This is a genomic window from Lactiplantibacillus paraplantarum, assembly GCF_003641145.1.
In the GTDB taxonomy this organism is placed as follows: Bacteria; Bacillota; Bacilli; order Lactobacillales; family Lactobacillaceae; genus Lactiplantibacillus; species Lactiplantibacillus paraplantarum.
The window spans coordinates 1,228,586-1,251,128 of record NZ_CP032744.1 but is presented as its reverse complement, the minus strand read 5'-3'; the positions used below and the strand labels follow the sequence as shown (position 1 = coordinate 1,251,128).

Annotated in this window: 18 protein-coding genes and 1 riboswitch; of the genes, 11 read left to right on the top strand and 7 right to left on the bottom strand. The window is 44.8% G+C overall.

Annotation, left to right across the window (positions count from 1 at the left end; all coding sequences use genetic code 11):
• Positions 1-4 precede the first annotated feature (4 nt).
• Positions 5-3,280, top strand: coding sequence for a WxL domain-containing protein (locus tag LP667_RS05955; protein ID WP_056988317.1), 3,276 nt, complete (start codon positions 5-7; stop codon positions 3,278-3,280).
• A gap of 301 nt (positions 3,281-3,581) precedes the next feature.
• On the opposite strand, the gene LP667_RS05950 is transcribed toward LP667_RS05955, so the two are convergent.
• Positions 3,582-4,898 carry an FAD-dependent oxidoreductase gene (locus LP667_RS05950; protein WP_021731786.1) on the bottom strand — a complete coding sequence of 439 codons (1,317 nt, stop codon included), beginning with the start codon at positions 4,896-4,898 and terminating at the stop codon, positions 3,582-3,584.
• Between the two features lie 153 nt (positions 4,899-5,051).
• Here LP667_RS05950 and LP667_RS05945 point away from each other — a divergent pair, with 153 nt between their 5' ends.
• Positions 5,052-5,678, top strand: a complete 627-nt coding sequence (locus LP667_RS05945) for a TetR/AcrR family transcriptional regulator (protein WP_021731787.1) — start codon at positions 5,052-5,054, stop codon at positions 5,676-5,678.
• A 76-nt stretch (positions 5,679-5,754) separates the two neighbouring features.
• Here LP667_RS05945 and LP667_RS05940 read toward each other — a convergent pair whose 3' ends face one another.
• Together LP667_RS05940 and LP667_RS05935 are read right to left on the bottom strand one after the other, a co-directional pair.
• On the bottom strand, positions 5,755-6,117 hold the full coding sequence (locus LP667_RS05940) for an NUDIX domain-containing protein (protein ID WP_021731788.1): 363 nt from the start codon (positions 6,115-6,117) through the stop codon (positions 5,755-5,757).
• A 114-nt stretch (positions 6,118-6,231) separates the two neighbouring features.
• Complete coding sequence (locus LP667_RS05935; RefSeq protein ID WP_021731789.1) at positions 6,232-6,873, bottom strand: Crp/Fnr family transcriptional regulator; 642 nt, start codon at positions 6,871-6,873, stop codon at positions 6,232-6,234.
• A gap of 88 nt (positions 6,874-6,961) precedes the next feature.
• Between LP667_RS05935 and LP667_RS05930 the strand changes: the two genes are divergently transcribed.
• From LP667_RS05930 to LP667_RS05890, 9 genes are all read left to right on the top strand, one after another.
• A complete protein-coding gene (locus tag LP667_RS05930) occupies positions 6,962-7,525 on the top strand; it encodes a hypothetical protein (protein ID WP_021731790.1) in 564 nt (187 codons plus the stop codon).
• Between the two features lie 243 nt (positions 7,526-7,768).
• Positions 7,769-8,329: a nucleotidyltransferase family protein gene (locus tag LP667_RS05925; protein WP_021731791.1), complete on the top strand. Its 561-nt coding sequence runs from the start codon at positions 7,769-7,771 to the stop codon at positions 8,327-8,329.
• Between the two features lie 628 nt (positions 8,330-8,957).
• Positions 8,958-10,046 (top strand): bifunctional glycosyltransferase family 2/GtrA family protein, encoded by a 1,089-nt coding sequence (locus tag LP667_RS05920; RefSeq protein ID WP_021731792.1) that lies wholly within the window; start codon positions 8,958-8,960, stop codon positions 10,044-10,046.
• Entirely contained in the window at positions 10,036-12,021 is a 1,986-nt protein-coding gene (locus tag LP667_RS05915) for a glycosyltransferase family 2 protein (RefSeq protein ID WP_021731793.1), read from the top strand. Before LP667_RS05920 ends, LP667_RS05915 begins: the two co-directional genes overlap by 11 nt.
• A gap of 15 nt (positions 12,022-12,036) precedes the next feature.
• The gene (locus tag LP667_RS05910) at positions 12,037-13,875 is read left to right on the top strand and encodes a hypothetical protein (protein ID WP_021731794.1); all 1,839 of its coding nucleotides are present in this window, start codon (positions 12,037-12,039) and stop codon (positions 13,873-13,875) included.
• Positions 13,876-13,897: 22 nt separating this feature from the next.
• Positions 13,898-15,763, top strand: a complete 1,866-nt coding sequence (locus tag LP667_RS05905; protein ID WP_021731795.1) for a hypothetical protein — start codon at positions 13,898-13,900, stop codon at positions 15,761-15,763.
• A 16-nt stretch (positions 15,764-15,779) separates the two neighbouring features.
• A complete protein-coding gene (locus LP667_RS05900) occupies positions 15,780-16,865 on the top strand; it encodes a family 20 glycosylhydrolase (protein ID WP_021731796.1) in 1,086 nt (361 codons plus the stop codon).
• Between the two features lie 137 nt (positions 16,866-17,002).
• Positions 17,003-17,680, top strand: a complete 678-nt coding sequence (locus LP667_RS05895; protein WP_021730107.1) for a helix-turn-helix domain-containing protein — start codon at positions 17,003-17,005, stop codon at positions 17,678-17,680.
• Complete coding sequence (locus LP667_RS05890; RefSeq protein ID WP_392389831.1) at positions 17,650-18,588, top strand: IS3 family transposase; 939 nt, start codon at positions 17,650-17,652, stop codon at positions 18,586-18,588. The genes LP667_RS05895 and LP667_RS05890 overlap by 31 nt, the downstream gene beginning before the upstream one ends.
• A 137-nt stretch (positions 18,589-18,725) precedes the next feature.
• Here the strand turns inward: LP667_RS05890 and ribH are convergent, their stop codons facing one another.
• From ribH to ribD, 4 genes are read right to left on the bottom strand one after another with little or no spacing between them, the layout of a single operon-like run.
• The gene (gene ribH, locus LP667_RS05885; RefSeq protein WP_021731399.1) at positions 18,726-19,193 is read right to left on the bottom strand and encodes a 6,7-dimethyl-8-ribityllumazine synthase; all 468 of its coding nucleotides are present in this window, start codon (positions 19,191-19,193) and stop codon (positions 18,726-18,728) included.
• On the bottom strand, positions 19,193-20,404 hold the full coding sequence (locus tag LP667_RS05880) for a bifunctional 3,4-dihydroxy-2-butanone-4-phosphate synthase/GTP cyclohydrolase II (RefSeq protein ID WP_021731398.1): 1,212 nt from the start codon (positions 20,402-20,404) through the stop codon (positions 19,193-19,195). Before LP667_RS05880 ends, ribH begins: the two co-directional genes overlap by 1 nt.
• Before the next feature lies 1 nt (position 20,405).
• Positions 20,406-21,008, bottom strand: coding sequence for a riboflavin synthase (locus LP667_RS05875; RefSeq protein ID WP_021731397.1), 603 nt, complete (start codon positions 21,006-21,008; stop codon positions 20,406-20,408).
• Positions 21,009-22,076 (bottom strand): bifunctional diaminohydroxyphosphoribosylaminopyrimidine deaminase/5-amino-6-(5-phosphoribosylamino)uracil reductase RibD, encoded by a 1,068-nt coding sequence (gene ribD / locus LP667_RS05870; protein WP_021731396.1) that lies wholly within the window; start codon positions 22,074-22,076, stop codon positions 21,009-21,011.
• 156 nt (positions 22,077-22,232) lie between these two features.
• Positions 22,233-22,363: riboswitch (FMN riboswitch) on the bottom strand.
• Positions 22,364-22,543 lie beyond the last annotated feature (180 nt).

Here is a 22,543-nt window from a genome sequence, read left to right as displayed (position 1 = left end):
CAATTTGCAACGACCACGAAGATTAATAATGGCTTGGATCGGGTTACTCGTTCTCTTAATGAGTCTACTCGTTGTCAACGGCGGTGCCATTTATGCGACAACGACCACCACGGCCACACCAATCAAATTCGAGGAACCATCCACGGAATTAGTGGTTGGCCAACCTTTTACACTTCAGTTGACCGTACCAGGTTCCCATGAACACCAAGTCATGGTCACTATTCCTGAGGCCCTCACCGTTGACCAAACTAAAACCCGGCAAGCCAACAGAGCGAACCTCGCTGAGCTGGATTTTGATGCTGACAACCGGAAGCTAACTTTGACACCATCTGATTCGACAGCCAGTACCACGTTCGATTTGGTCTTGAGCGCCAGTGAAGCAAAAACCTACAAAGTGACCGCGAAAGCACTGATTACTGGGCCGGCATTAGCGACCACTACCAATTCAGCCGTCGCCAGTAGTGAAAAACCGACGACCCACACCATGACCGCTGAACCAATAACTTTCACCGTGGCCGCGGGCTCCGCAGTTGACTCACCTCCTGAAGAAGCCGGCACTGAATCAGCACGTGAGGTCAGCAATGATGCCGAAAGCAGTCAAGACCCGACCACTGACGATTCGTCAGCAACAGCAAAACAAGCGGCTACCACGAAACATGATGACAACAATGCCACGAACAAATCGTCCGAACAGTCGTCTAGTACTACCGCAACATCGGACACGACTGCTGACAACGACATTGCTACTAGTCGCACAGCGCAGGCTGATTCGGAAGCAGAACGGACACCGAAAGCGACTAAAGCGACTGCCACCAAAGCCGCCAGTGACATCACGACCGCCGCAATCGTGATCAATCCAGATGGTAGTACGACCGTTTCAACTTACGATGATTTAAAATCAGCGTATACTAATACCGCCGTCACGACGATTAAATTGGGGGCCAACATTACCCACACGTCAACAAGTGCCACAGAACTAGGCACTCGTACCACCAGCCTGACAATCGACGGGCAAAATCACAGCCTCGATCTCGGCATCGGCAACTTCACATTGGGTTCCACAACCACGGCCCAGACAATGACAGTAAAAAACTTCAGTAGTATTCGTGGCGCAATTGCGAGTGGAACGAGTAGTGGTGGCGCCGCCGGAATCATTCAAAGTGGGACCGATGGTGGGGCTAATGCTGGTGGTGCCCGTTGGACGACTACAGTGACCGATTTAATCACTACCAGCGACGTGTACCGCCTAGTCAACGCTCCTGGTAATCAAGTCAATGTCAGCGGCGCCGTCACCGCAACAACTGTCGCTGAAAACATGATTACTGGTGGAATGACCTTTGCCGCCAACAGCACGTACATCGGTCGCAAGGCTAATAGTAGTGCCGCCAACAAAGCTTTCTTCAACTTTACGGCAACTAGTACAGTCGGGACTGGAGACCGTAAAGTCACCATTGGCAGCGCAGCTAATGTTAACTTGCTAGGTAGCGCATCAGACGCGACTCGGGGTATTTTCTATGACCAGTATGATGCCGTCACGGTGGGTACCAACGCTATCCTAACCGCCAAGATGTACGGTAACGTCTATCGGGCAGAAACAGCAAACACGTTTACCGCCAACGCTGGCAGTAAGGTCACGTTTGAGAACTTAGCCACAACTAGTAGTAATGCGCTCTACTACGTTACCCCGTTGATTCCGCTTGGCAACAACAGTACGTTTACCGTGACGGGTGGCGAGTTGTATATCACTAGTAGTGGCTCAGCCCCTATTTTTGGTGGCTACATGTCCGGTTTGAGCGTCTTGCTAGATTCCCCTAAGGCCTACGACATTAAAAATACGGACTTTGCGATTCTCGTTCAAACGGGGTCAATCGTCGAGACGACCATTAAAAGTTTCAAAATCACGAACAGTAACCTGAGTATGTGGTCATTGTCCTTATTGAACCTGTTGAGCGCCAGTGTGACCTATCAAGGGATCACCGCCATCGAACAGAACGGGGTCCTGATTACCAACAGCGGTAGCGTCTTACCGGGACTACTCACCTTCTCGGCTGCGCGCCGAATTGCGAACACCCTCTCATTACCGACTGTGCAATTCAGCTCACCGTATACGAGTGACTTGAACGCCCAGCTCGTCACCAATGCCGACAAGAAGGTCCGCGTTCGCGTTATCACCGGTTATACAGAATCGAATGGCACACAAACGCCGATTTACGCTGGAACGGGCACGGCAACCGTCAAGTTAACAGATGATCAAGGCGCAACGCAAAGTGGTACGACTGACAGCAGCGGTTACGTTAATTTCACCTTAGATCATTTTCCAACGGCCGGCGCGACTATGACAGCTCAAGCAACAACCACCTATACTTCAGATCCCGTCACCATCACCGTCCAAGATAAAACGCCGCCGACGCCGGTAACCGTTAAAGATGGAAAAATCGTTGCCGACCAAAAAGCGATTGCCAGCGGTTCCACGACGACGGCTGGTAACACACTTCGTTACACGGTTAACGGGACCTCCGCAGATGATAGCAACGGCAATGCCATCACAGCAACCGCTGCCAGTGATGGGAGTTGGTCCCTTGCGATGCCAGCCACTAAATTAAAAGCTAATGACGTCATTCAGATTTTTGCGAAAGATAGTGCGGGAAACGAGAATCCGGTCACCAGTACAACTTATCATGATGCCACGTTTGCCGCCGCTACCCAATACACCGTCGCACCGGCAATCGGCCCGACTGCACCAACTGAACCCGAACACCCTGGTACGACCAATACCAGTGGGAGCGAAAACACTGGGACCGGTAATACGGGCGAACTTCGTTTAGACTACGCGCCCAGCCAATTTAACTTTGGCAGTGTCACAACAAGTATGCAGCCCAAAACCTACGCAGCCCAGACAATTAATGGCGTCGCGAAACAGTGGCTCCAAGTTTCCGATAATCGGTTATCAACTCACGGTTGGACCGTCACTGCCCGTCAAAACAGTCCTTTCACTAGTACTAGTGGCGCCCAACTCACCGGCGCCAAGTTGCACCTTCCTGCCGGGCAGACCTATAATGAACGCGCTACGGGCCAGCTCAAAAGCTACGCAGTCGATCTCACAACCGCCGAACAACCCGTCTTTGCAGCCCCCGCAACGGCCGACGTGGGGAAGGACCTTTCAACCAACGTCTGGCAGCCCACCCAAGTTCAATTGACCGTTCCTGGCAACACCGCTCAAGCGGGCCAAACCTATAACACAACCGTAACTTGGACACTAACGGCTAACGTGACGAACTAACGATTAAATATGCCAAACTGAGGCTCCTCGGCCGTACACCTTAAGTACTGGCCCCAACTCTAGCAATTGGAAGCGCGACTTCAAAGCACCATTAGACCACCACAATAATTGTCGATTTCATCACTTAAATTTGACCGTCGCTGGATTGCCCATCATTATTGATGACGCGACGGTTTTTTCCTGTGAGTTCCTAATGAGCTAATCATCAGTAACCACTAGTTTTCCATGTCATATACTGAGCTTAAGCAACACATCAACTTAAAATTGCCAAGTCCGTATAATGGGCTTGGCAATAATCAACCTAGTTAGTGGCTAAAGTTTGTAACGCCTGTAAACTAGCCGTACTGAGCACATCCACCGGTTGACTTAATCCCGGTTGAAAGAAGAAGTCGCCATAGGCTAATTGCTCAAGCGTGGCCCCCATCTGGATTGCGAGCGAAACGGTATTGATGACCGCCGTTAATTCTGCTGTTGACATTATTTGTGCACCTAGTATTCGATGAGCTTTATCATAAAACAACTTAAAATGAACGATCGCATTCAGTCGAGCCGGTGCTGCTGCCACCAATCGGGGAACCGCGATGTAAGTCGCTAACACTGGTTGGTGCATACGGACAGCTAGTTGCGTGTTTAGGCCCGTAGCAGCAAAGTAATATCCCGCCGCATTAAGCGCGGAAGTTGCCTGAACGCCGGGAAACACAATTGGCTGATTCGTTAACAAGTTATGCGCTAATAGCCGACCGGCATGACTGGCCGCGCTGCCTAAAGTGATCCGCTCTTTAGTACCCGTGGGCGTAAACCGAACTTTAGTCGCATCGCCAATCGCGTAAATATCTGGAACACTTGTTTGAAAATAATCATCCGTCTCAATTAATCCCTCAGAATCTAGCGCCAAAGTTCCCCGTAGCCATGCAGTATTCGGTCGGTTGCCGACTGCGACAAGGACTAAGTCGGCAGCATACTGACCACGATTCGTGTGTACCGCTGTCACGTGTGTTGAACCTAATATGGCCGTCACCCGCTCTTCCATCTTTAATTGCAGCCCATTCTCAACACTCGCTGCAGCTAAAATTTGCGTGAATTCTGAATCAAGATTGTGACTGAATGGCCGAGCGTTCACATCAATAACAGTTACTTGCTTGCCGGTTTGTTTAAATAAGGCTGCAAAATTCATCCCAATATAGCCGCCTCCAATCACGACCACGTTTTTAATTGCTGCTGACTTAGCGGCCAATTTTAACTCATTGATGCTGGCACGGTTTTGAATCGATCGAACACCGGATAATTCGGCTCCGGGAATCGGTAACTGGATTGGTAGCGATCCAATGCTCAATACCAATCGATCGTAATGATCAGTCTGTAATTGCCCCCGTTGATTACGGGCAGTGATTGTGTGGGTCGCCGGGGTAATTTTTGTGACCGTCGTTTGGTCGAATAAAGTCACCTGCTGGGACAAGGCCAACCGCTCTTTTTCAGCATCCGCCGGATCCCAATCCAAAGCCGTCGCGAATTGCCCGTGCTCGTACCAATGAATCTCATTATCCGTATTAGCTGCTAATAAGCCATTGACCGTTTCGCGGCCGCCATGTGCAGCCCCGACAATAATAATTTTTGCCATATTTTCCGCCTCTGATTACTTAAATTATTGTTAACAACGCTATTTAAGATACACGTTGTCTTTAACTACAACAATCGTTTGGCTACGGAAACCACTATTATTAAGGCACAAAAAGCAGTAAACTGTTTCTAAAACCATTTAGGAGATTTTCTTGTGACCCAACTCAATCAACGTCGACGTGGCGATCAGCTAGAAAAAGCTATTTATGACACCACTTATACACTACTCAGTCAGCATGGCCTCGATCATGTTACCTTTTCACGAGTAGCCGCTGCGGCAGCGACTAGTCGCAGTGTCCTTTATCGCTATTGGGATTCGACCTTTGACCTCATCTTCCACACAATCATTTATCAAATTCAAAAAATTCCCGTTGAGCTAACGACCTCACCATTAAATACTGGCAGTCTCCGCACTGACCTTATTCAATTGGCCCAACACTTCATTCAGCAGTCCAGTACTGGACCTTTTCAATATTTCCGACTATTATTTGCAACGACCATGAATACGCAAAATCAGCGGGAACTTACCCAGCTAATTACGCAAATTGATCACGCTAACTTGGCCTTGATTGATCCCATTCTGACAAACGCACAAAATCACGATGAACTCCAACTTAGACCCAACCAGGCTGCACAATTAGTGTTATTTCAACAATTACGCTACTACGACATCATCAATCAGCCCGTGATAACTGTTCAGCAACTTACGGACCTTGTGGATCAAGTCGTTTTGCCAGCATTGCGAGCAAGTGGTGTTGCTAACCGGCATTTTCATCATTGAAAAGCGTCTCTTTGGAAGGCAACTAAAGTCTGATTGCCGCTCCTATGCCGGCAATCAGACGCTATTTTGATGGGTGCTAGTCAAAATAAGGATACGCACCTGCATAGTAGCGCTGAATGCTTTGACGATGCTGCGTATTGAAGATTGGGGGTAAGTGTGCCGCATCAAAATAGGCCAACGCTGCCGTCTCCTTATTAAACGCGTTCAAGTGGCCACCAATTGCTTTAACCACAAACTCAACCACCACCGTTTGAGCAACATCACCATTCGGATAACGTTGAACATGACCACTTGACACGCCCATCAGCGACTGAACGGCCACTTGTAAACCAGTCTCTTCTTGGTACTCACGCACGCAAGCCTGTTCAGCGGTCTCGCCAAATTCCAGCGCGCCGCCAATTAATCCCCACTGATTAAAATCGGTCCGCTTTTGGAGCAAGACTTGTTACTGTTCATTAACTAAAACGCCACCAGCAAACACTAAAATCACGGGCTGATGGCCAACTTGTTGACGGATGAAACTAATATAATCTGTTGTCATGGACTTGTCCTCCTAACAAATTGTTATCTGGCGCTTATTGACGATAATCTGCCCTTCAGCCGCCAATTGTCTGAACTGACGACTCAGGGTTTCGGGAGTAATCCCCAAAATATTCGCCAATTCCTTCTTCTTCAACGACAATTCAAACTCGACTTGTCCGGATTCAACGGCACAATCTCGCAAATACGCCATCAATCGTTCTTTGGCATCTAACAAATCACGGCGAGTTTGATTTTTCTCAGCTTCAATCAATTGGTTGCCAAAATTATTAATCATTGCTAACGACAAGCTGGCTGATTCACCTAATAACCGCTGAAAATCATCATATTGAATGGAACAGACCCACGCATCACTCGTTGCTTGAATGAAGCCTTGATTTTCATGCGGGGCAAATAACCAGTGTTGGCCGACCACGTCACCACTACGCAACAACTCAATAATTTTCTCCTTACCATTAACGGCCAGTGCATAGATTTTGGCGGTACCCTCATCAAGAATGAGCATGCCTTCCTGATGGTCAAGTGGCTGGCGAATCAACTGCCCTTTTTGATAAAACTTCCGGTGATGGGTCACCGTGATTAATTTGGCTTTCACCGCTGGGGTTAGCGGTGCGAATAATGGTGAGCGACTCACACAATCCATTTTTGAATGCATATTTTCTCCTTTTCTTGATCTATGTCAATTTTTATATGATTAGAATAGCATATACTGACCATATAATGAAGAACTGGAGGAATTAATCATGACTAAAAAATACGTTGCGAACATTGTGCCATTAAATGCTGCAGGAATCGGTACTGCACCCCACGGCACGGCGACTTTCACTGAAACTGGGAACCAATTACACGTCGCCATTGAAATGTTCGATACCCCGGCCAACACGCAACACTGGGAACATTTCCACGGCTTTCCAGATGGCAAAGCAGCCCAGATCGCTACTATGGCCCAAGATGTCAATCACGACGGCTTTATAGACTTGCCTGAAACTGAACCCGTTTCTGGAACGACGATGGTCCCATTTGACAATGCGCCCCATCACATGGACGTCCCAAATGATAATTACCCAGTTGCCGACGCGCAGGGCCACTTCGCCTATGAAATCGATGTGCCCTTAGCCGACCTACAGGCTAAGTTCAAAGAAGTCTTCGGTACCGATGACTTAGAACTAGACAAGCGAGTCATTTATATTCACGGCGTCCCACAAGACTTAGCCCTACCTGCATCAGTCGCTGGTGAAGTGGGTATGTATGATGCTCACGTGACCTTACCAATCGCGGTTGGTAAGATTGAAGTGGCAGAAGACTAGACACAACGCACGTTTCAACAATATTGATAGAAAAATTGTGTTCAGTTTCTTGAGAAGAAGTCTTTTCTTAAGGGACTGAACACTTTTAGTTTTGTTCCAAGTTCTGTAAAACTGTTTCAGTTTTACAGAGCTAATCTTAGTATGTTTACTTTTTAAACTAAATTAAATTCATAATTATCGGTAGCTACCGTTATTAGTGTGGTACGCTATTTTGAATAATAAAATAAAAATGAGGCCTTTTTCATGACTAACGAACAACAAATTATTCATATTATTCAAACAACTCCCACTTTAATGACCATTCTTCATCTAATTCAAGACTGCCACCTAAAGCAAGGTGCATTGGCAGCCGGTAGCATTCGCAATACGGTTTGGCAAGTGCTTAGCGGGCAGCCAGTACAACTCGGCAGTGATATTGACGTCGTCTTTTTTGATCCCGAACGACCAGCCAGTGATGATTTACAGATCTACCAACACCTCACTAGTAAAGCCCCTGAGTATCAGTGGCAAGTGAAAAACGAAGTCTACATGGCCCATTATAATTTTGCTGATAATCCTGAATTCACTTCCGTCACGGATGCAATTGGCCACTTTGTCGAAACACCAACTTGTATTGGTGCCTTCTTAGATGGAGATCGCGTCCAATTAATTGCTCCACATGGCGTGGATGACTTAGTAAACTTTCATTGCCGACCTATTCCCTATTATTGCCAAGATACCAAGCATCTAGCAATCTATCAGCAACGAATGGCCCAAAAACAGTGGCAGCACCAATGGCATCAATTAAAGATAATCGATTTTTAATTACTCATGATTAGTTCTAATAATCACCAAAACGTGTGCTTGATGCTTTACACAAATTGATTGGCCACTCATTGATTCACAAAATTGACTTAGTTGCGTTAGCCAATGGCATCAGTGGATGACCGAGGACAGTTTCAAAATCTGTTTTTGTCACCACTCCTAATTTCTTCTAATTAACGTTATTATGGACTGCCTTCCCCCTAAATTCACTTGATGAAGATATTGGTAGTTGTGCAAACAGTATTATTGACGATTCAAATACCCACGTCACATTGATTAGCCCTAGTCTCGGATCAGCTGTTAATTTACAACCTGGCACAGTCGGTCAGTCAGGCGCTTCATCCAATCGACCTACCACTAATCTTTTTGTCGGCTATCAATATTACGATACCGACCTTAAAAAGACGATTTGGTATAGTGGTACAGATTGGTGCGATGCAGTCGGAACTACTGTTAGCTAAATAGTTTACCCACATAAAATACCGAGCACCTCTCACCCGACTCCTTATAGTTACCTCTATTCGTGATTGATGAAAGTAATTATCAACGGTATATACTTTCCCCTGATAATGTGATAAGTTAAAACATATAAACATAATTGATTAATAAACAATTTTTGGGGGCAATCATGTTACAAATTGGAATTATCATTCCGGCGCTCAATCCAGATGACAAGCTGATTGCTTTAATTCGGGATTTTATTAACGCGCCCACTTTGATGACAAACGTAAAAGAATTAATTATTGTGGATGACGGTAGTGATTACGCTCATCAGTCAATCTTTACTCAGCTAGCGTCACTGCCACTAGCGAATTTAACCATCCTCCACCATTCAACTAATCGCGGTAAGGGTGCCGCTTTAAAGACTGGTTTTAGTTATATTCAAGCTCACTTTCCAATGCTGACTGGTATTGCCACCATGGACGCCGATGGGCAACACACTGTCGTAGCACTTAATAGTTGTCTAAATAAATTCACCGATAATCCGCAACGACTCGTAATTGGTGTCCGACACTTTACTAATAAGATTCCATTTCGTAGCCAGTTTGGAAACGTACTGACAAGTAGCTTGGTCCGACTACTAACTCACCAGAATATCTCTGACACCCAAACGGGGCTACGCATTATTCCCATGAAATACTTGGCAGTCCTCATTCACATTCCCGGTGATCGGTTTGAATTTGAATTCGACATGCTCCTCCAAGCTAAGAAATATCATATTCAAGTTATCGAACAACCAATTCCGACAATTTATCTCGATGGCAATTCATCTTCCCACTTTCGAGTCATTCGGGATTCAATTGCGATCTATGCTCGTTTTTTTAAGTTTGCGGCCAGTGGGTTGATTTCCTTTGCCATTGATATTAGTTTGTTTTATATTGTTCTATTCTTAATAGGCAATCACATCTTGAACAGTATCCTAGTAGCCACGATAGTTTCGCGAGTGCTTTCTTCCGTTGTTAACTACGCCATCAATCATCGCGTTGTCTTTAACCGGGCTGGCCACCAAACATTGATCAAATATGTTTGCTTATTTATCGTGCAAATGTTCGCATCTGGCTTTTTGACAGATGCCTTAACTGCGATCTTGCCAACATCAAATGGTCAACTCATGCCGACCATTGCCAAAATGATTGTTGATTTTATCTTATTCATGATTAGTTATCAGATTCAACGAGATTTCATCTTTAAAGAGGGGCCTCAACATGTCCAATAAGCGGCGTTTTCTTTATTTTCTAGCTATTGCGCTATCGATTATTTACTTATTATGGCGAATTTTCTTTACTATCCCATGGCAGGCTAATATTTTTACCTTGATTTTCGCCCTGTTACTCGTGATTAGTGAGATTCTCTCGAATCTGACCGGCTTTATTCTAATTTTCTTTCGTATGTTGTCAACTAAGAAAAAATGGAATTTAGTCATTCCAGACTACTCCACTAGTCAGCCACTGCCAGATGTTGATCTAATCATCGTTACACATAATGAAGACGTTGATTTATTGCGAAAGACCATCAATGCCGCGACTTATATCGACTACCCCGATAAAAGTAAGGTTCACATCGTCGTAGCAGATGACGGGAACCGTCCTGAAGTTATGGCGCTCGCGAAGCACTATCACGTTAGTTATTCTGGAATGGAAAATAATCAGCAAGCAAAATCCGGTAATATTAACCACACGTTGGCCAAATTACACGCGCCACTGTTTGCCATCTTCGATACTGACATGATTCCGTTCTCTGGATTTCTACGTAACACGGTACCGTTATTTACAGAAAATTTTCAACAGTTAACGGATGATCCTGACCATACCGATCCCCTGGGCTTTGTTCAAACCCCACAAAGCTTTTACAACGCGGACATTTTTCAATTTAATTTGTTTTCTGAGAAGATTATTCCAAACGAACAAGACTTTTTCTCACGCGACGTTAATATTTTAAACGGTGGTAATCAGCGCGCTCTTTTTACTGGTTCCAACGCCGTCTTTCTGCGCCAGGCTGTAGATGAAGTCGGTGGTTTTCCCACTGATACAATCACCGAAGATTTCGAGCTAGGAACCATGTTGAACATGGCTGGTTATATCAGTCTAGCCACCAAGATTCCACAGTCCAGTGGGATCACGCCAATTGATATGAAAGGAGTTATCAAGCAACGGACACGGTGGGCTCGGGGCGTTATTCAGAGCTGTCGCAACTTGCACATTTTCACCAATCGGCACCTATCATTTATCAATCGGATTATTCTGCTCAACACTTACTTTTATTGGTGGGCTTTTTTCCGTCGAATGATTTATATGATTGCACCTATCTTATATGCGTTATTTAAAATTCAAGTTGTGAATGCCAATTTTTGGATCTTAATGGTAATTTGGGCACCCGGTTACTTCCTATTACACTATGTCATGGGTGACACTTCTGGTATGGGTGACACAGCTAAGATTCGTAACGAACGCTGGGGTGAAGTTCAAGAGACTTTTTTCGCACCATACCTATTCATTCCTGTCATTCTTGAAAGTCTTGGCATTAAAGCCAAAAAATTCAAGGTCACGGCCAAGAATGTGACTTACTCACTTAAAGATAAATTGTACATCTTACCGTACCTAACATTATGGACCATCACCTTAGTCGCCATTGTTAAGTTCAATTATGGTAAATATGGTTCCGAAATTCTGGTTGGTAGCGTGATAACCTTCTGGCTTTTAATGCACTTTGTTAATCTCAGCATGTGTTTATTTATTTCCATGGGGCGCCCCGTTTACCGCAAAAATGAACGTTTTATTCGTCAAGTAACTGGTTCCGTTCAATCGAGTGACGGCCAATGGCATCCCATCTTGACAGAAGATGTTTCTGAAGGCGGGGTTGCATTTCAAACCACCGATGGCCCCGTTAAAGATATTGCGGAAGGCGACACAATCAAATTAACGGTTAAACATCAAGATTTTGATGTCCAACTAAGTGGTAAAGTTGCCCGCATCAGTCATCGAGATGATACAACTATCTACAGTGTCCAAGTGACCGTGGCTCCTGATAAAAATCGGGATCATTATTTACAATTAATTTACGATGGTGCTAACAAAACACTGCCTAGTGTTCAAGATACTTGGGTCACCCCGTTTGACGAGCTCTACATGAACTTAGTAGTGCGCGCACGTACCTATGAACGTAAACTCAGTCGACGGTTTAACCGCTTTTAGGAGGAATCAATCAGAATGTCTGCTTGGATTGGGCTTATTTTATATGCCATTGGCTTATTAGGTTACAATGGGACACTACGACGTCTCGGTGTCTGTCCGTACTTAGCGTGGATTACTGCGATGCTAGTCCAGATTTTAATCTTATATGGTTTCGCCATGATGGGGTGGTTAACGATTGGGATTCAAATTGTAACTTACTTAGGAATTGGCTTGGCACTACTTTGGCTGGGATTAAGTTTTCTACGGCGAGCACAATTAAGGTTTGAAGGAATTCATTTATTTGACTTTTGGATGATTGGCCTGGGTATTGCGACCGGTCAGACACTGTGGCACAGCCCCCTCGTACACTACGATAACTTTTCTCACTGGGCGGTCATGGTTAAGTTCATGGTTTTCACCGGCCGTCTACCTGGCACTAGTGACCACTTAATTTCATTTACATCCTATCCGCCAGCAACAGCCCTTTTTATCACCCAGTTTGTTCACTGGATTGGTTTTAGTGACGGAGCTATGCTGGTTGCCCAATTTATCTTAATTTGGGGTGCCGCTTATGCCATTTTTGCTGGTCTCCGAGACCGCTCCCGTGCCTTAACAAGTTTTGCATTATGTTTTACGCTAGCGATTTCATTCGTTTTCAACGTCGCGATTCGTCTCAATAACCTGTTGGTCGATTACGTCCTACCCATCATCACGATTGCAGCCCTGGTTGGAATCTTCGTCTATCGCCAGCGCCCTATCTTATTGTGCTCCCACGTTGCAATTTTTATCGCAGCTCTGCTACTTGTTAAAAATTCGGCCACATTCTTCGTCATCATGATTGGTGGATATTTCTTGTACACCCTAATCACCAATCATCACTGGCAATGGCGGCGACTGCTCACCGTTCCCGTTCAATTTGCCGTCACATTGGGCACGGGCGTTTTACCATTCATCTGGTGGGAATGGCATGTTAAGCACATATTTACCGTTTCTAAGCATCAAATCAGTACCCAGGCCTATGCCAAACAATTACATGGTGAGAGTCAGCAAGCCTTAATCAAAATCGGTCATAAGTTCTTAACACAAATTTTCAGTTTGAACTCGCTTTCGACTAAAGGAATTCTACTGATTAATGTTGTCTTGATTCTAACGTGGCTATTTATTCGCCTTCGTCAACACCAGCGTAATAATTTACTTGGAATGGCCCTACTTTTAGACCTTATTTTCATTGTTTATTACGGTAGCTTATTTGGCATGTACATCTTATCTATGCCTTATGCCGAAGCCATTTTGCTTGATGGCTTCGAACGCTATATGGCCAGTATTGTTATCTTGAATCTATTTATCGGTGCCATTGCATTAGTCCGTGTTCTTGATCGTCAACAATTTGAGCAGAATTTTCAAAAGCGCAACACGCAAGCCTTTAAGAGTGCCACAACTAAAAACATTTACCAAATGGCGACACTAGTTACCGGCTTCTTTGCCATCACTATGATGTATTCAGAAATTACAGGGACTAAATTTACTAATGAAATGAATCATAATACGTTACCGCTTCAGATGACCCGGGTCTCTAAACAATGGCACCACTTAAATCATCGTAAAGTCCTCATTGTTGATCCCGAAGTTGTAGATGTCAATGACTACTATGCCGGTTATGTGGGCCGTTACTGGTATTTCACCGATAAGGCTGTCGGTCAAGAAAACTTCATGATGACCCCTAAAGTCTTCAAACAAACGGTTGAAAGTTACCAGTACGTTGCAATCCCAGAGACCCATCGAACTTTCACGGTGCTGACTAAGAAAGTCTTCCATCAACACGTGGTGACCGGACTCTTTAAAGTCACGAAGAAGCGGTTAATTCGCATGCACTAACAATACGAAAGTAGGTTTTATTTTGGCAATCTTCGGCTTCATTTTCTTTAGTTTAGCATTAGTCGGTTATAGCAGCACCCTCCGTCTTTGCCACGTCAATCCTTACTTAACTTGGATCACCGGTAGTTTAGTTCAGATTATGTTATTGTATGGCTTTGCGATGATCAAACTCTTACGACTTGGAATCTGGGTTGTTACCAGTTTGGGCGTTATCCTCTTACTTCTTCGCATCATACTTGGTTACTTAGGCAAAGTTAGCATTCATTATGAAGGTATCCACCTCTTTGATATTTGGATGACTTTTTTAGGAATTGTAATGGCCATCGTACTCTTCAAGAGTCCACTCATTCATTATGACAACTTTTCTCACTGGGCAACCATCGTCAAATTCTTGACATATACTGGGCACTTACCAAGAGCCACCGATACAATTATTTCATTCAGCTCCTACCCACCCGCAACAGCACTCTGGCTAACGCAACTGGTAACCTTTACTGGATTCAGTGCCGGAGCGATGCTCGTTGGCCAATTTATCTTGATTTGGGCGGCGAGTTACGCCGTGTTCGCTACCCTACGTGACCGTACTCGGGGCCTAAACTCAATGTTACTGTGCTTAACAATTGCTATTTCATATGTCTTTAATATTAACATTCGTCTTAATAATCTACTGGTTGATTACGTTCTAGCCATTTTAACGGTTGCTGGTGTTGTGGGTATTTTTGTCTACCGTCGCCAGCCGAAAATGTTGGCAGCACACGTGGCTTTGTTTTGTGGCACCCTACTACTCGTCAAAAATTCAGCTGCCTTTTTCGTTGCCATTTTGATCATCGACTACCTCGTCACAATGATCCAACAACGGGTACACAGGCACTGGTTTCGGCAAATATTAACAATCACAGGTCAGTTTTTAGGAACACTGTCCGTCGCAATCCTGCCGTTTATTTGCTGGGAAATCCATGTTCATTTAACCTTTACAACTTCAAAACATGAAATCAGCGCTACTGCCTATCAAAATCAACTTGCACATGATGGTATCCGTGGATTCCTGAAGATTGGTCAGGCTTTCTTGCAACAAATCTTCAATTGGACCTCCTTATCAACACAGGGATTTTTAGTACTAAACATTGGTTTGATCAGTGCATGGGCAATCATTAAGTATGGCTGCCACCACCCCAATCCACTAGTCAAACTTTTGGGAGTGCTCGATCTAATTACCGGATTATATTATGGTAGTTTATTAGGTATGTACGTTCTGTCCATGCCTTACGCCGAAGCAATTACCTTAGATGGGTTTGAACGGTACATGTCGACCGTTGTCATTTTAAACTTATTTATTGGTATGATGGTTCTGGTTCGTGTCATTGACGAGACCCTCTATGAACAAAACTTGGCAGACCGAAGCCCACGGACGTTTCGCTCGATTTGGACTAAGAATGGCTATCAGCTCGCGACGTTTTTAGTGATGTTTTTCGCTATTATTATGATGTACTCTGAAATCAATGGGACAACGTTCACGAATCACTATAATCGACATTCACTGCCAGTTACCCTGACCAACGTTGCCCGACCGTGGACCAAGCCCAACGACACCAAGATTCTGATTGTTGACCCCCAAAAAGTTGAGGTTACCACCTATTATGCGGGCTACTTAGCGAATTACTATTTCTTCACTAACAACGCCAGTGGTCAAGCTCGCTTTAGCAAATCTGTTCACACATTCCGCAACAAACTGTCTCAGTATGACTACGTGGTGATTCCAAAATATGATCATAGCTTCACTCGCGGTATCCGTCGAGTTTATCATCAACATATTCGCACGGGTTTTTACCGCATTACTCGCGGTCGCCTAATTCGGATTCAGTATCAACAAACGTTATCTTATCAATAATCGAGGCGATTATTTTATGAAGTACCGACATTACTTTACACAACTATTAATATTTATTAGCCCGCTGATTCTTCTTTGCTTCAGCCAGCCCCGTACGGCAACTGCCAATTCATCAACATTGAATACTAGTCAAGGGGTCATGTTAGATTTAGGCCGCCATCCGTTAGATGAAACTGCAATTAAAGCCGTCATTAGTGCTGCTGCCGAACAACACATGCAATACGTCGAACTACACTTATCAGATAACGAACATCTATGCTTTCAATCGGCTTATTTAGGTAATGCCGCATCGGCAACCGTATTATCGGCGACGACTTTAGAACAGCTAGTTGCTTATGCCAATCAGTTGAACATTGAACTAGTTCCTGATGTTGACCTTCCCTCGCACGCGGGAGCCATTTTACGCCAATTGCAACAAACTCATCCCGATATTTACAATACCGTTAAGTTGGATGACGAAACCATCGACTATACTAAACCGGCAGCAATCAGTCTCGCTACCACACTTTATGGCGAGCTCGATGCTAGTTTTAACAATCAAAGCCAGCACGATTTGATGCTCGGCGCTGATGAGGTTCCTGGCAGCGCTAGCGCCTATATCGAACTGACCACCTTTATCAATCAGGTCAGTCGATTTCAAAATCAACACGGCTTCAACACTAGTATTTGGAATGATTCGCTATTAAAAAATGAACTCACTCGTCTGGATTCAAACATTACAATCAATTACTGGTCACAATCTGGTAACAATACCGATGTGGCTATCATTGCCGACCGCTATGCCAACCGTGTATCCGTTCCCGACATTTTAGCCTCTGGGCATCCGATCGTGAACTGTAATAGTTATGCGACCTATTATCAAATCAAAAATATTGGCAATGTCAATGATGACGATTACTTTATTAATTATCTTAATCACACCTTTCGCCCGAATATCTTTAACGAAATTGACACCAATGGGCATAATCAGGATTGGACCATTGAAGATGGCGTCACAACTAACGGTATCTTAGTTAGCTTGTGGGGGGCCGATTCAGAGCATGTTACACCAACTGCCATCGTCAATTTCATTAAACGTATGACGATTCCACGGTCATTTTAACGTTTAGTTCCGTTTTATCGAGAGATCGACCTATACAATAAAAATAGCACAATTAGTCCTCGTCGTGCCAAGGATATACTACCCCTTAGGTACACAGATTAAATAATAAAAAATCTGTGTACCTAAGGGGTTTTTGTATGCGTTCAAATAGAAAGTATTCATTTGATGAAAAGATTAACATTCTTAATCTGATTGATAATAACCATACGGTGCAATCAATTGCCAGGGATCTACAAATAAATAAAAACGTTATTCATCAATGGAAAAGATTGTACGATCTCAATGGAAGTGAAGGCTTAAGGCATCAAAGAAAAAATCGCAGCTATTCTCAAGCATTCAAAGAAAGGATTGTACAGGAACATATCAAAGAAAAGCTGTCTTTTCCAAAATTAGCCACCAAGTATGGTTTGAGTAGCGCCGGGATGGTGTCTAATTGGTTTAGAGATTATACTATTGGAAAGAAAACTTATTCCAATAGAAATCCGAGGAACCGAAAGATGAAAGACGGACGCAAGACAACCCAAATTGAACGCATTGAAATAGCTCAATGGACTATCGCCAACGACTATGCTTACCACGAGGCCGCTAGCCATTTTGAGGTCTCGTATCAACAAGTTTATACCTGGGTCAAGAAGCTAAATAACGGCGGTGTGGACGCTTTAGCCGACCGCCGTGGGAAAAGTAAAGCTACGCCACTTACCGAGTTAGATATCGCTAAACTGAAAATAAAAGAATTAGAAGCTAGAACTAAACATTTGGAAATGGAAAAGGACCTGTCAAAAAAATTGAAAGAGATTCAAAGGAGAGTGAAGTAAGTGGTTGGTCATCAATCGACCGGATCTCAAAATATCAGGCAATTCAAGAACTAGCCGGTAAATATCCCATAAGTTGGTTGTGTCAAGAAGTCGGGATCAAGCGGAGGTCATATTATAAATGGTTGAACCGGACATTAACCGCTAATGAACGACTAAATGATGAGCTAGTTAAATTCATGCTTAAATTAGAAATTAGCCATAATTATATATTTGGTGTTGAAACCTTAGTTATGCACATCAACGAAGAGACTGAGTACCATGTGAATGCCAAACGTATCAGAAGATTAATGCAAGTTAACCATATCAAATCATCGATTCGCATTAGTAAACATGATCGTAAAGCGGAATATAAAGAAATGATGTCAGCCAATATCATCAAGCATGATTTTAATCAGGAAGAATCTAATAAGGTTTGGACAACCGACTGTACTGAATTAAAATACGGTAATCAAAGTCTCAACAAACTACGACTTAGTGCCATCAAGGATTTACACGATCACAGTATCGTTGCCTGGGCGATCGATGATACCGAAACGACAACACTGGTGACAGCAACTGTTAATAAAGCAATGAAAAGTAATGACCTGGCCGCCAACGAATTAATTTTACACACTGACCAAGGTTCGGCCTATACATCATTAGAATTCAATCGGGCCCTTAATAGCTATGGCATTTGCCATAGCATGTCAAGACCGGGGACACCTGGAGACAACGCGCCTATGGAGAGTTTCTGGAGTCATTTAAAAGATGAGGACTTAAGTTTTAAAACCGCATTGACCAAAGAAGAATTACTTCAAAACATTACCAAAGCAATTGACTGGTACAACAACGGTCGACGTCAAAAGTCATTAAAAGGCATGACCCCGACAGAATGTCGAAATCATGCCCTCCGATTTAAAGCATCATAATTTATATTATTTAAACTGTGTACTTGACAGGGTGTAGTGCCCAACGACCGAGACTAGTCGCGCTATTTTGCGTTAAACTGCCAGTTGGCGGCCATCATGAATCATCACGACCCTGATAATCACTTAACTCGCATTCTTTAAGCTTCCAATGACCGCTGCACGTCCAGTGTTTCTAACAAGCTGACCGCACAATCAGCCCCCTTATTGCCACTCTTAAAACCAGCGCGGTCCATTGCTTGTTCGATCGTATCAGTCGTTAAAATACCGAACATCACTGGTGTATCAGTTGCTAAACTAACGGTCATCACCCCCGTCGTTACGCCGCTACAGACATAGTCAAAGTGGGCAGTTGCTCCGCGGATAACTGCGCCAAGTGCAATCACGCCGTCATAGCGCTTGGTTGCAATCATTTTTTGAACCGTCAATGGTATCTCAAACGCACCTGGCACCCAGGCCACATCAATATCTTTCGCGTTAACGCCGTGCTGTTCCAAGCTTGCTTGTGCCCCAGCTAGTAATTGCTGCGTCACAAACGCATTGAAGCGGGCCACGACAATTCCGACTTTGAACTCATTACCGCCGATTTTACCATTAAAAGTAGTCATTAGTTGGCCTCCCTAAGTGTGAGTTGATGATGAAACCGATCACGTTTCGTCTTTAAATAAGCCTGATCATACTGATTTGCCGGAACTTCTAACGGCACCCGTTCGACCACGTCAATACCGGCTGCACGCAATTGATCAACCTTATCGGGATTATTAGTGAGCAGCCGTACCCGACTAACACCCATTTGTCGCAAAATTAACGCCGCAATATCATACCGCCGCTCATCAGGCCGAAAGCCTAACTGCACGTTTGCATCATACGTATCAACACCCTGTTCTTGTAATGCGTAAGCCGCCAATTTATTAGCTAGACCAATTCCACGACCTTCTTGCCGTAAGTAGAGGAAAATGCCACGCTGAGCCTGACCAATTTTTTGAAGCGCGCCATGTAATTGTTTCCCACAGTCACACCGTTGCGATCCTAAAACGTCGCCTGTAAAACACTCCGAATGTAACCGTACCAACACTGGTTCATCACCACTGATATCACCAGTCTGTAGTGCCACTGGTAACGCTTCATGACCAGGAACTTCAAAACCAGTCATTACAAATTGGCCGTCCTCAGTTGGTAACTTAACAGTTGGTGTCGTTGTTAACTGAAGAGCCCCCGTCTGGATAACATAAGTGGTAATATCTTCAATGGTGATCAGTGGCAATTGTAGCCCCTCTGCCAAAGCTTTCAGATCACGACGACGAGCCATTAAACCATTCTTTTTGATTACTTCACAAATATAGGCCGCAGGGGTCCCGCCTGCCAGTTGAGCCAACGTTACTGCCGCCTCAGTATGCCCCCGTCGAGCTAACAAACCACCAGACCGTGCAATCAGCGGAAATACATGTCCGGGATGGTAAAAATCAGTGGCTTGGCTATCTGGATCGGCTAACGCCTGAATCGTCGTCGCACGATCAGCCGCAGAAATTCCCGTTGACGTCGTATGATGATCTGTCGAGACCGTGAATGCCGTGCCAAATGCATCGTGTCCACTCGTCATCGGGGTTAGATGAAGTCGTTCAGCAATGCTTGGAGCCATCGGGACACAGAGTAAGCCTCGTGCTGACGTAATCATTCGATTTACCGTTGCAGTCGTCGCTTGAGCTGCCAACCCGACCATGTCACCTTCCGCTTCACGTGTCTCATCATCCGCAACAATAATTAATTCACCGCGTTTCAAAGCAGCTAGTGCCTGCTCCACTTTATTCATCGTATCCATCTTAATGACTCCCTTCCAAAGCTAACTGTCGGGCCAAGTACTTGCCCAAGATATCTGTTTCAACATTGACCATATCGCCAACTTGCAAGTTACTTAACGTCGTGACCGCTTGCGAATGTGGAATTAGATCCACCTCAAATGCCGTATCCGTAGCGGTCACGACCGTCAAACTAACCCCATCGATGGTAATCGATCCCTTAGTCACAACTAGCGCTCGATACGCTGATGGTAAACTAATCAGCAAGCGAAGTGCATGCGCATCGGGAATACGCTGTTGCACCCGACCACAATAGTCAACGTGGCCCTGAACAATATGGCCATCTAAATGATCGTTAACTTGCAAGGCCCGTTCTAAATTTACTTGTGAACCTACCACCAGCGCCATTAAATTTGTTCGGCGCATCGTTTCAGGCATTACTGCGACACTAAATGCATCTGGCTGCAGTATCGTTACCGTCAGACAAATCCCATTAATTGCAATACTATCGCCAATTTTAAGACTAGGTGTCACGATAGTCGGTGCTGTGATGGTAAGTGTCATTTCCAATGCCTGCTGATGGACTTGGCTGACCCGTCCTTTCGTCTGAACAATTCCTGAAAACATTTACTCGCCTTCCTTTCGAACGGCACGTAGCCGCAAATCAGTTCCTAACCACGCTAGCTCCGGTCGTTCAAATACTAACGATTCCGTTGCGGGCGCACCCGTCACGGCTGGCAAGCCCGCACCGCCAATCATGGTCGGCGCCAAATAGCTGATCCATTCATCAACTAGTGCAGCCGCAACAAACCCTGCTTGGATATGGGCTCCGCCTTCAACTAACAGCGACTGCCAGCCTTGTTCAACACACAACTGGCTGATGGCTGCGGGTGACCAGTCACCAATTAACACGTGCACATTTGCGCTAGCTTGGAGTTGCTCATCACTAGCAGCGGCGTGACGGCAAAGCAACCATGTGGGCGCTTGACCATCACGAACGAGTCGGTGTTGTAGGGCCACCGTACTCGACTCCAAGACCACTAATCGAACCGGTGGCTGAGACATCGCTATTAGCCGGACGGTCAACTGGGGATCATCAATCGTCAGCGTCCGCTCACCAATCAAGATGGCCTGAAACTGTGACCGTAATCGCTGACTATCAACGTAACTGGCATGATTAGAAATCAATGTTCGACGTGGTGCTCCCGAATTAATTTTGCCGTCCAGTGTCATCGCGGTCTTAAGGGTGACCCATGGTCGTTGTTGCGTATAAAAATGGTTATAATGCGGATTCAGCTTTCGAACCACATCTGACATGCAACCTGTGATGACTTTGACGCCATGGTCCCGTAAATATTGGCGGCCCTGCCCCCCAACGAGTGGATGCGGATCCAATTGGCCAATCACGACTTGCTGAATTCCAGCATCGACAAGTTGTTCACAACACGGCGGTGTCTTCCCATAATGTGAGCACGGTTCCAAAGTGACAAATAACGTGGCCCCGCGTGCCTGTTCTGGCGTGACCTGTCGCAAAACATCCACCTCAGCATGGTCGCCACCAAAATAATGATGATAACCTTGAGCTAACACGTGGCCATCTTTGACTAATACGGCACCGACCCGCGGATTTTGATACGTTGCCACGCCAGCCAATTTGGCTTGATCGACCGCGAATTGCATAAAATCAGTTAACATTGGTTCACCTCCAACAAGATAAAAAAACACCCAATTATCAATAATCGATAATCGGGTGTGAATGTTCGCCAAATAGATTTCACCAGTAGGATCCAGCTAAATAAACCTGCTTAGAGGTCACTAGTAGCCACTACTGCCTAGTAAAATTCAAGCAATAATTTTCTTCTCCCATCCAGACTATACTGTCGGTCCCAGACTTGCACTGGGTCCACCGCTCACGCGGGTCACGGACTTCAACTTATGTTGTTACCGTCGGTCGGGAATTGCACCCTGCCCCGAAGAAATCGTATTCAGTTTTCAGTCTTAATAAAAACACTTTCTTAATCAATTGTCAATCAGTCACTTTATTTCAACCCCATTAACTACTGTGTTAAACTGCTTGCAAACTTTAATAAAAATGACAAATTTTAACATTAATAATTAATGTTTTTCAGAAAAATTTGGGCTTTTTTTAACTAATTTTCACG

What these genes read in the sequence shown, in the direction of transcription:
- LP667_RS05950 (WP_021731786.1), bottom strand. Translation starts at nt 4,898, where the DNA reads ATGGCAAAAATTATTATTGTCGGGGCTGCACATGGCGGCCGCGAAACG.
- LP667_RS05935 (WP_021731789.1), bottom strand. Translation starts at nt 6,873, where the DNA reads ATGCATTCAAAAATGGATTGTGTGAGTCGCTCACCATTATTCGCACCG.
- LP667_RS05930 (WP_021731790.1), top strand. Translation starts at nt 6,962, where the DNA reads ATGACTAAAAAATACGTTGCGAACATTGTGCCATTAAATGCTGCAGGA.
- LP667_RS05925 (WP_021731791.1), top strand. Translation starts at nt 7,769, where the DNA reads ATGACTAACGAACAACAAATTATTCATATTATTCAAACAACTCCCACT.
- LP667_RS05920 (WP_021731792.1), top strand. Translation starts at nt 8,958, where the DNA reads ATGTTACAAATTGGAATTATCATTCCGGCGCTCAATCCAGATGACAAG.
- LP667_RS05915 (WP_021731793.1), top strand. Translation starts at nt 10,036, where the DNA reads ATGTCCAATAAGCGGCGTTTTCTTTATTTTCTAGCTATTGCGCTATCG.
- LP667_RS05910 (WP_021731794.1), top strand. Translation starts at nt 12,037, where the DNA reads ATGTCTGCTTGGATTGGGCTTATTTTATATGCCATTGGCTTATTAGGT.
- LP667_RS05900 (WP_021731796.1), top strand. Translation starts at nt 15,780, where the DNA reads ATGAAGTACCGACATTACTTTACACAACTATTAATATTTATTAGCCCG.
- LP667_RS05895 (WP_021730107.1), top strand. Translation starts at nt 17,003, where the DNA reads ATGCGTTCAAATAGAAAGTATTCATTTGATGAAAAGATTAACATTCTT.
- ribH (WP_021731399.1), bottom strand. Translation starts at nt 19,193, where the DNA reads ATGACTACTTTTAATGGTAAAATCGGCGGTAATGAGTTCAAAGTCGGA.
- LP667_RS05880 (WP_021731398.1), bottom strand. Translation starts at nt 20,404, where the DNA reads ATGGATACGATGAATAAAGTGGAGCAGGCACTAGCTGCTTTGAAACGC.
- LP667_RS05875 (WP_021731397.1), bottom strand. Translation starts at nt 21,008, where the DNA reads ATGTTTTCAGGAATTGTTCAGACGAAAGGACGGGTCAGCCAAGTCCAT.
- ribD (WP_021731396.1), bottom strand. Translation starts at nt 22,076, where the DNA reads ATGTTAACTGATTTTATGCAATTCGCGGTCGATCAAGCCAAATTGGCT.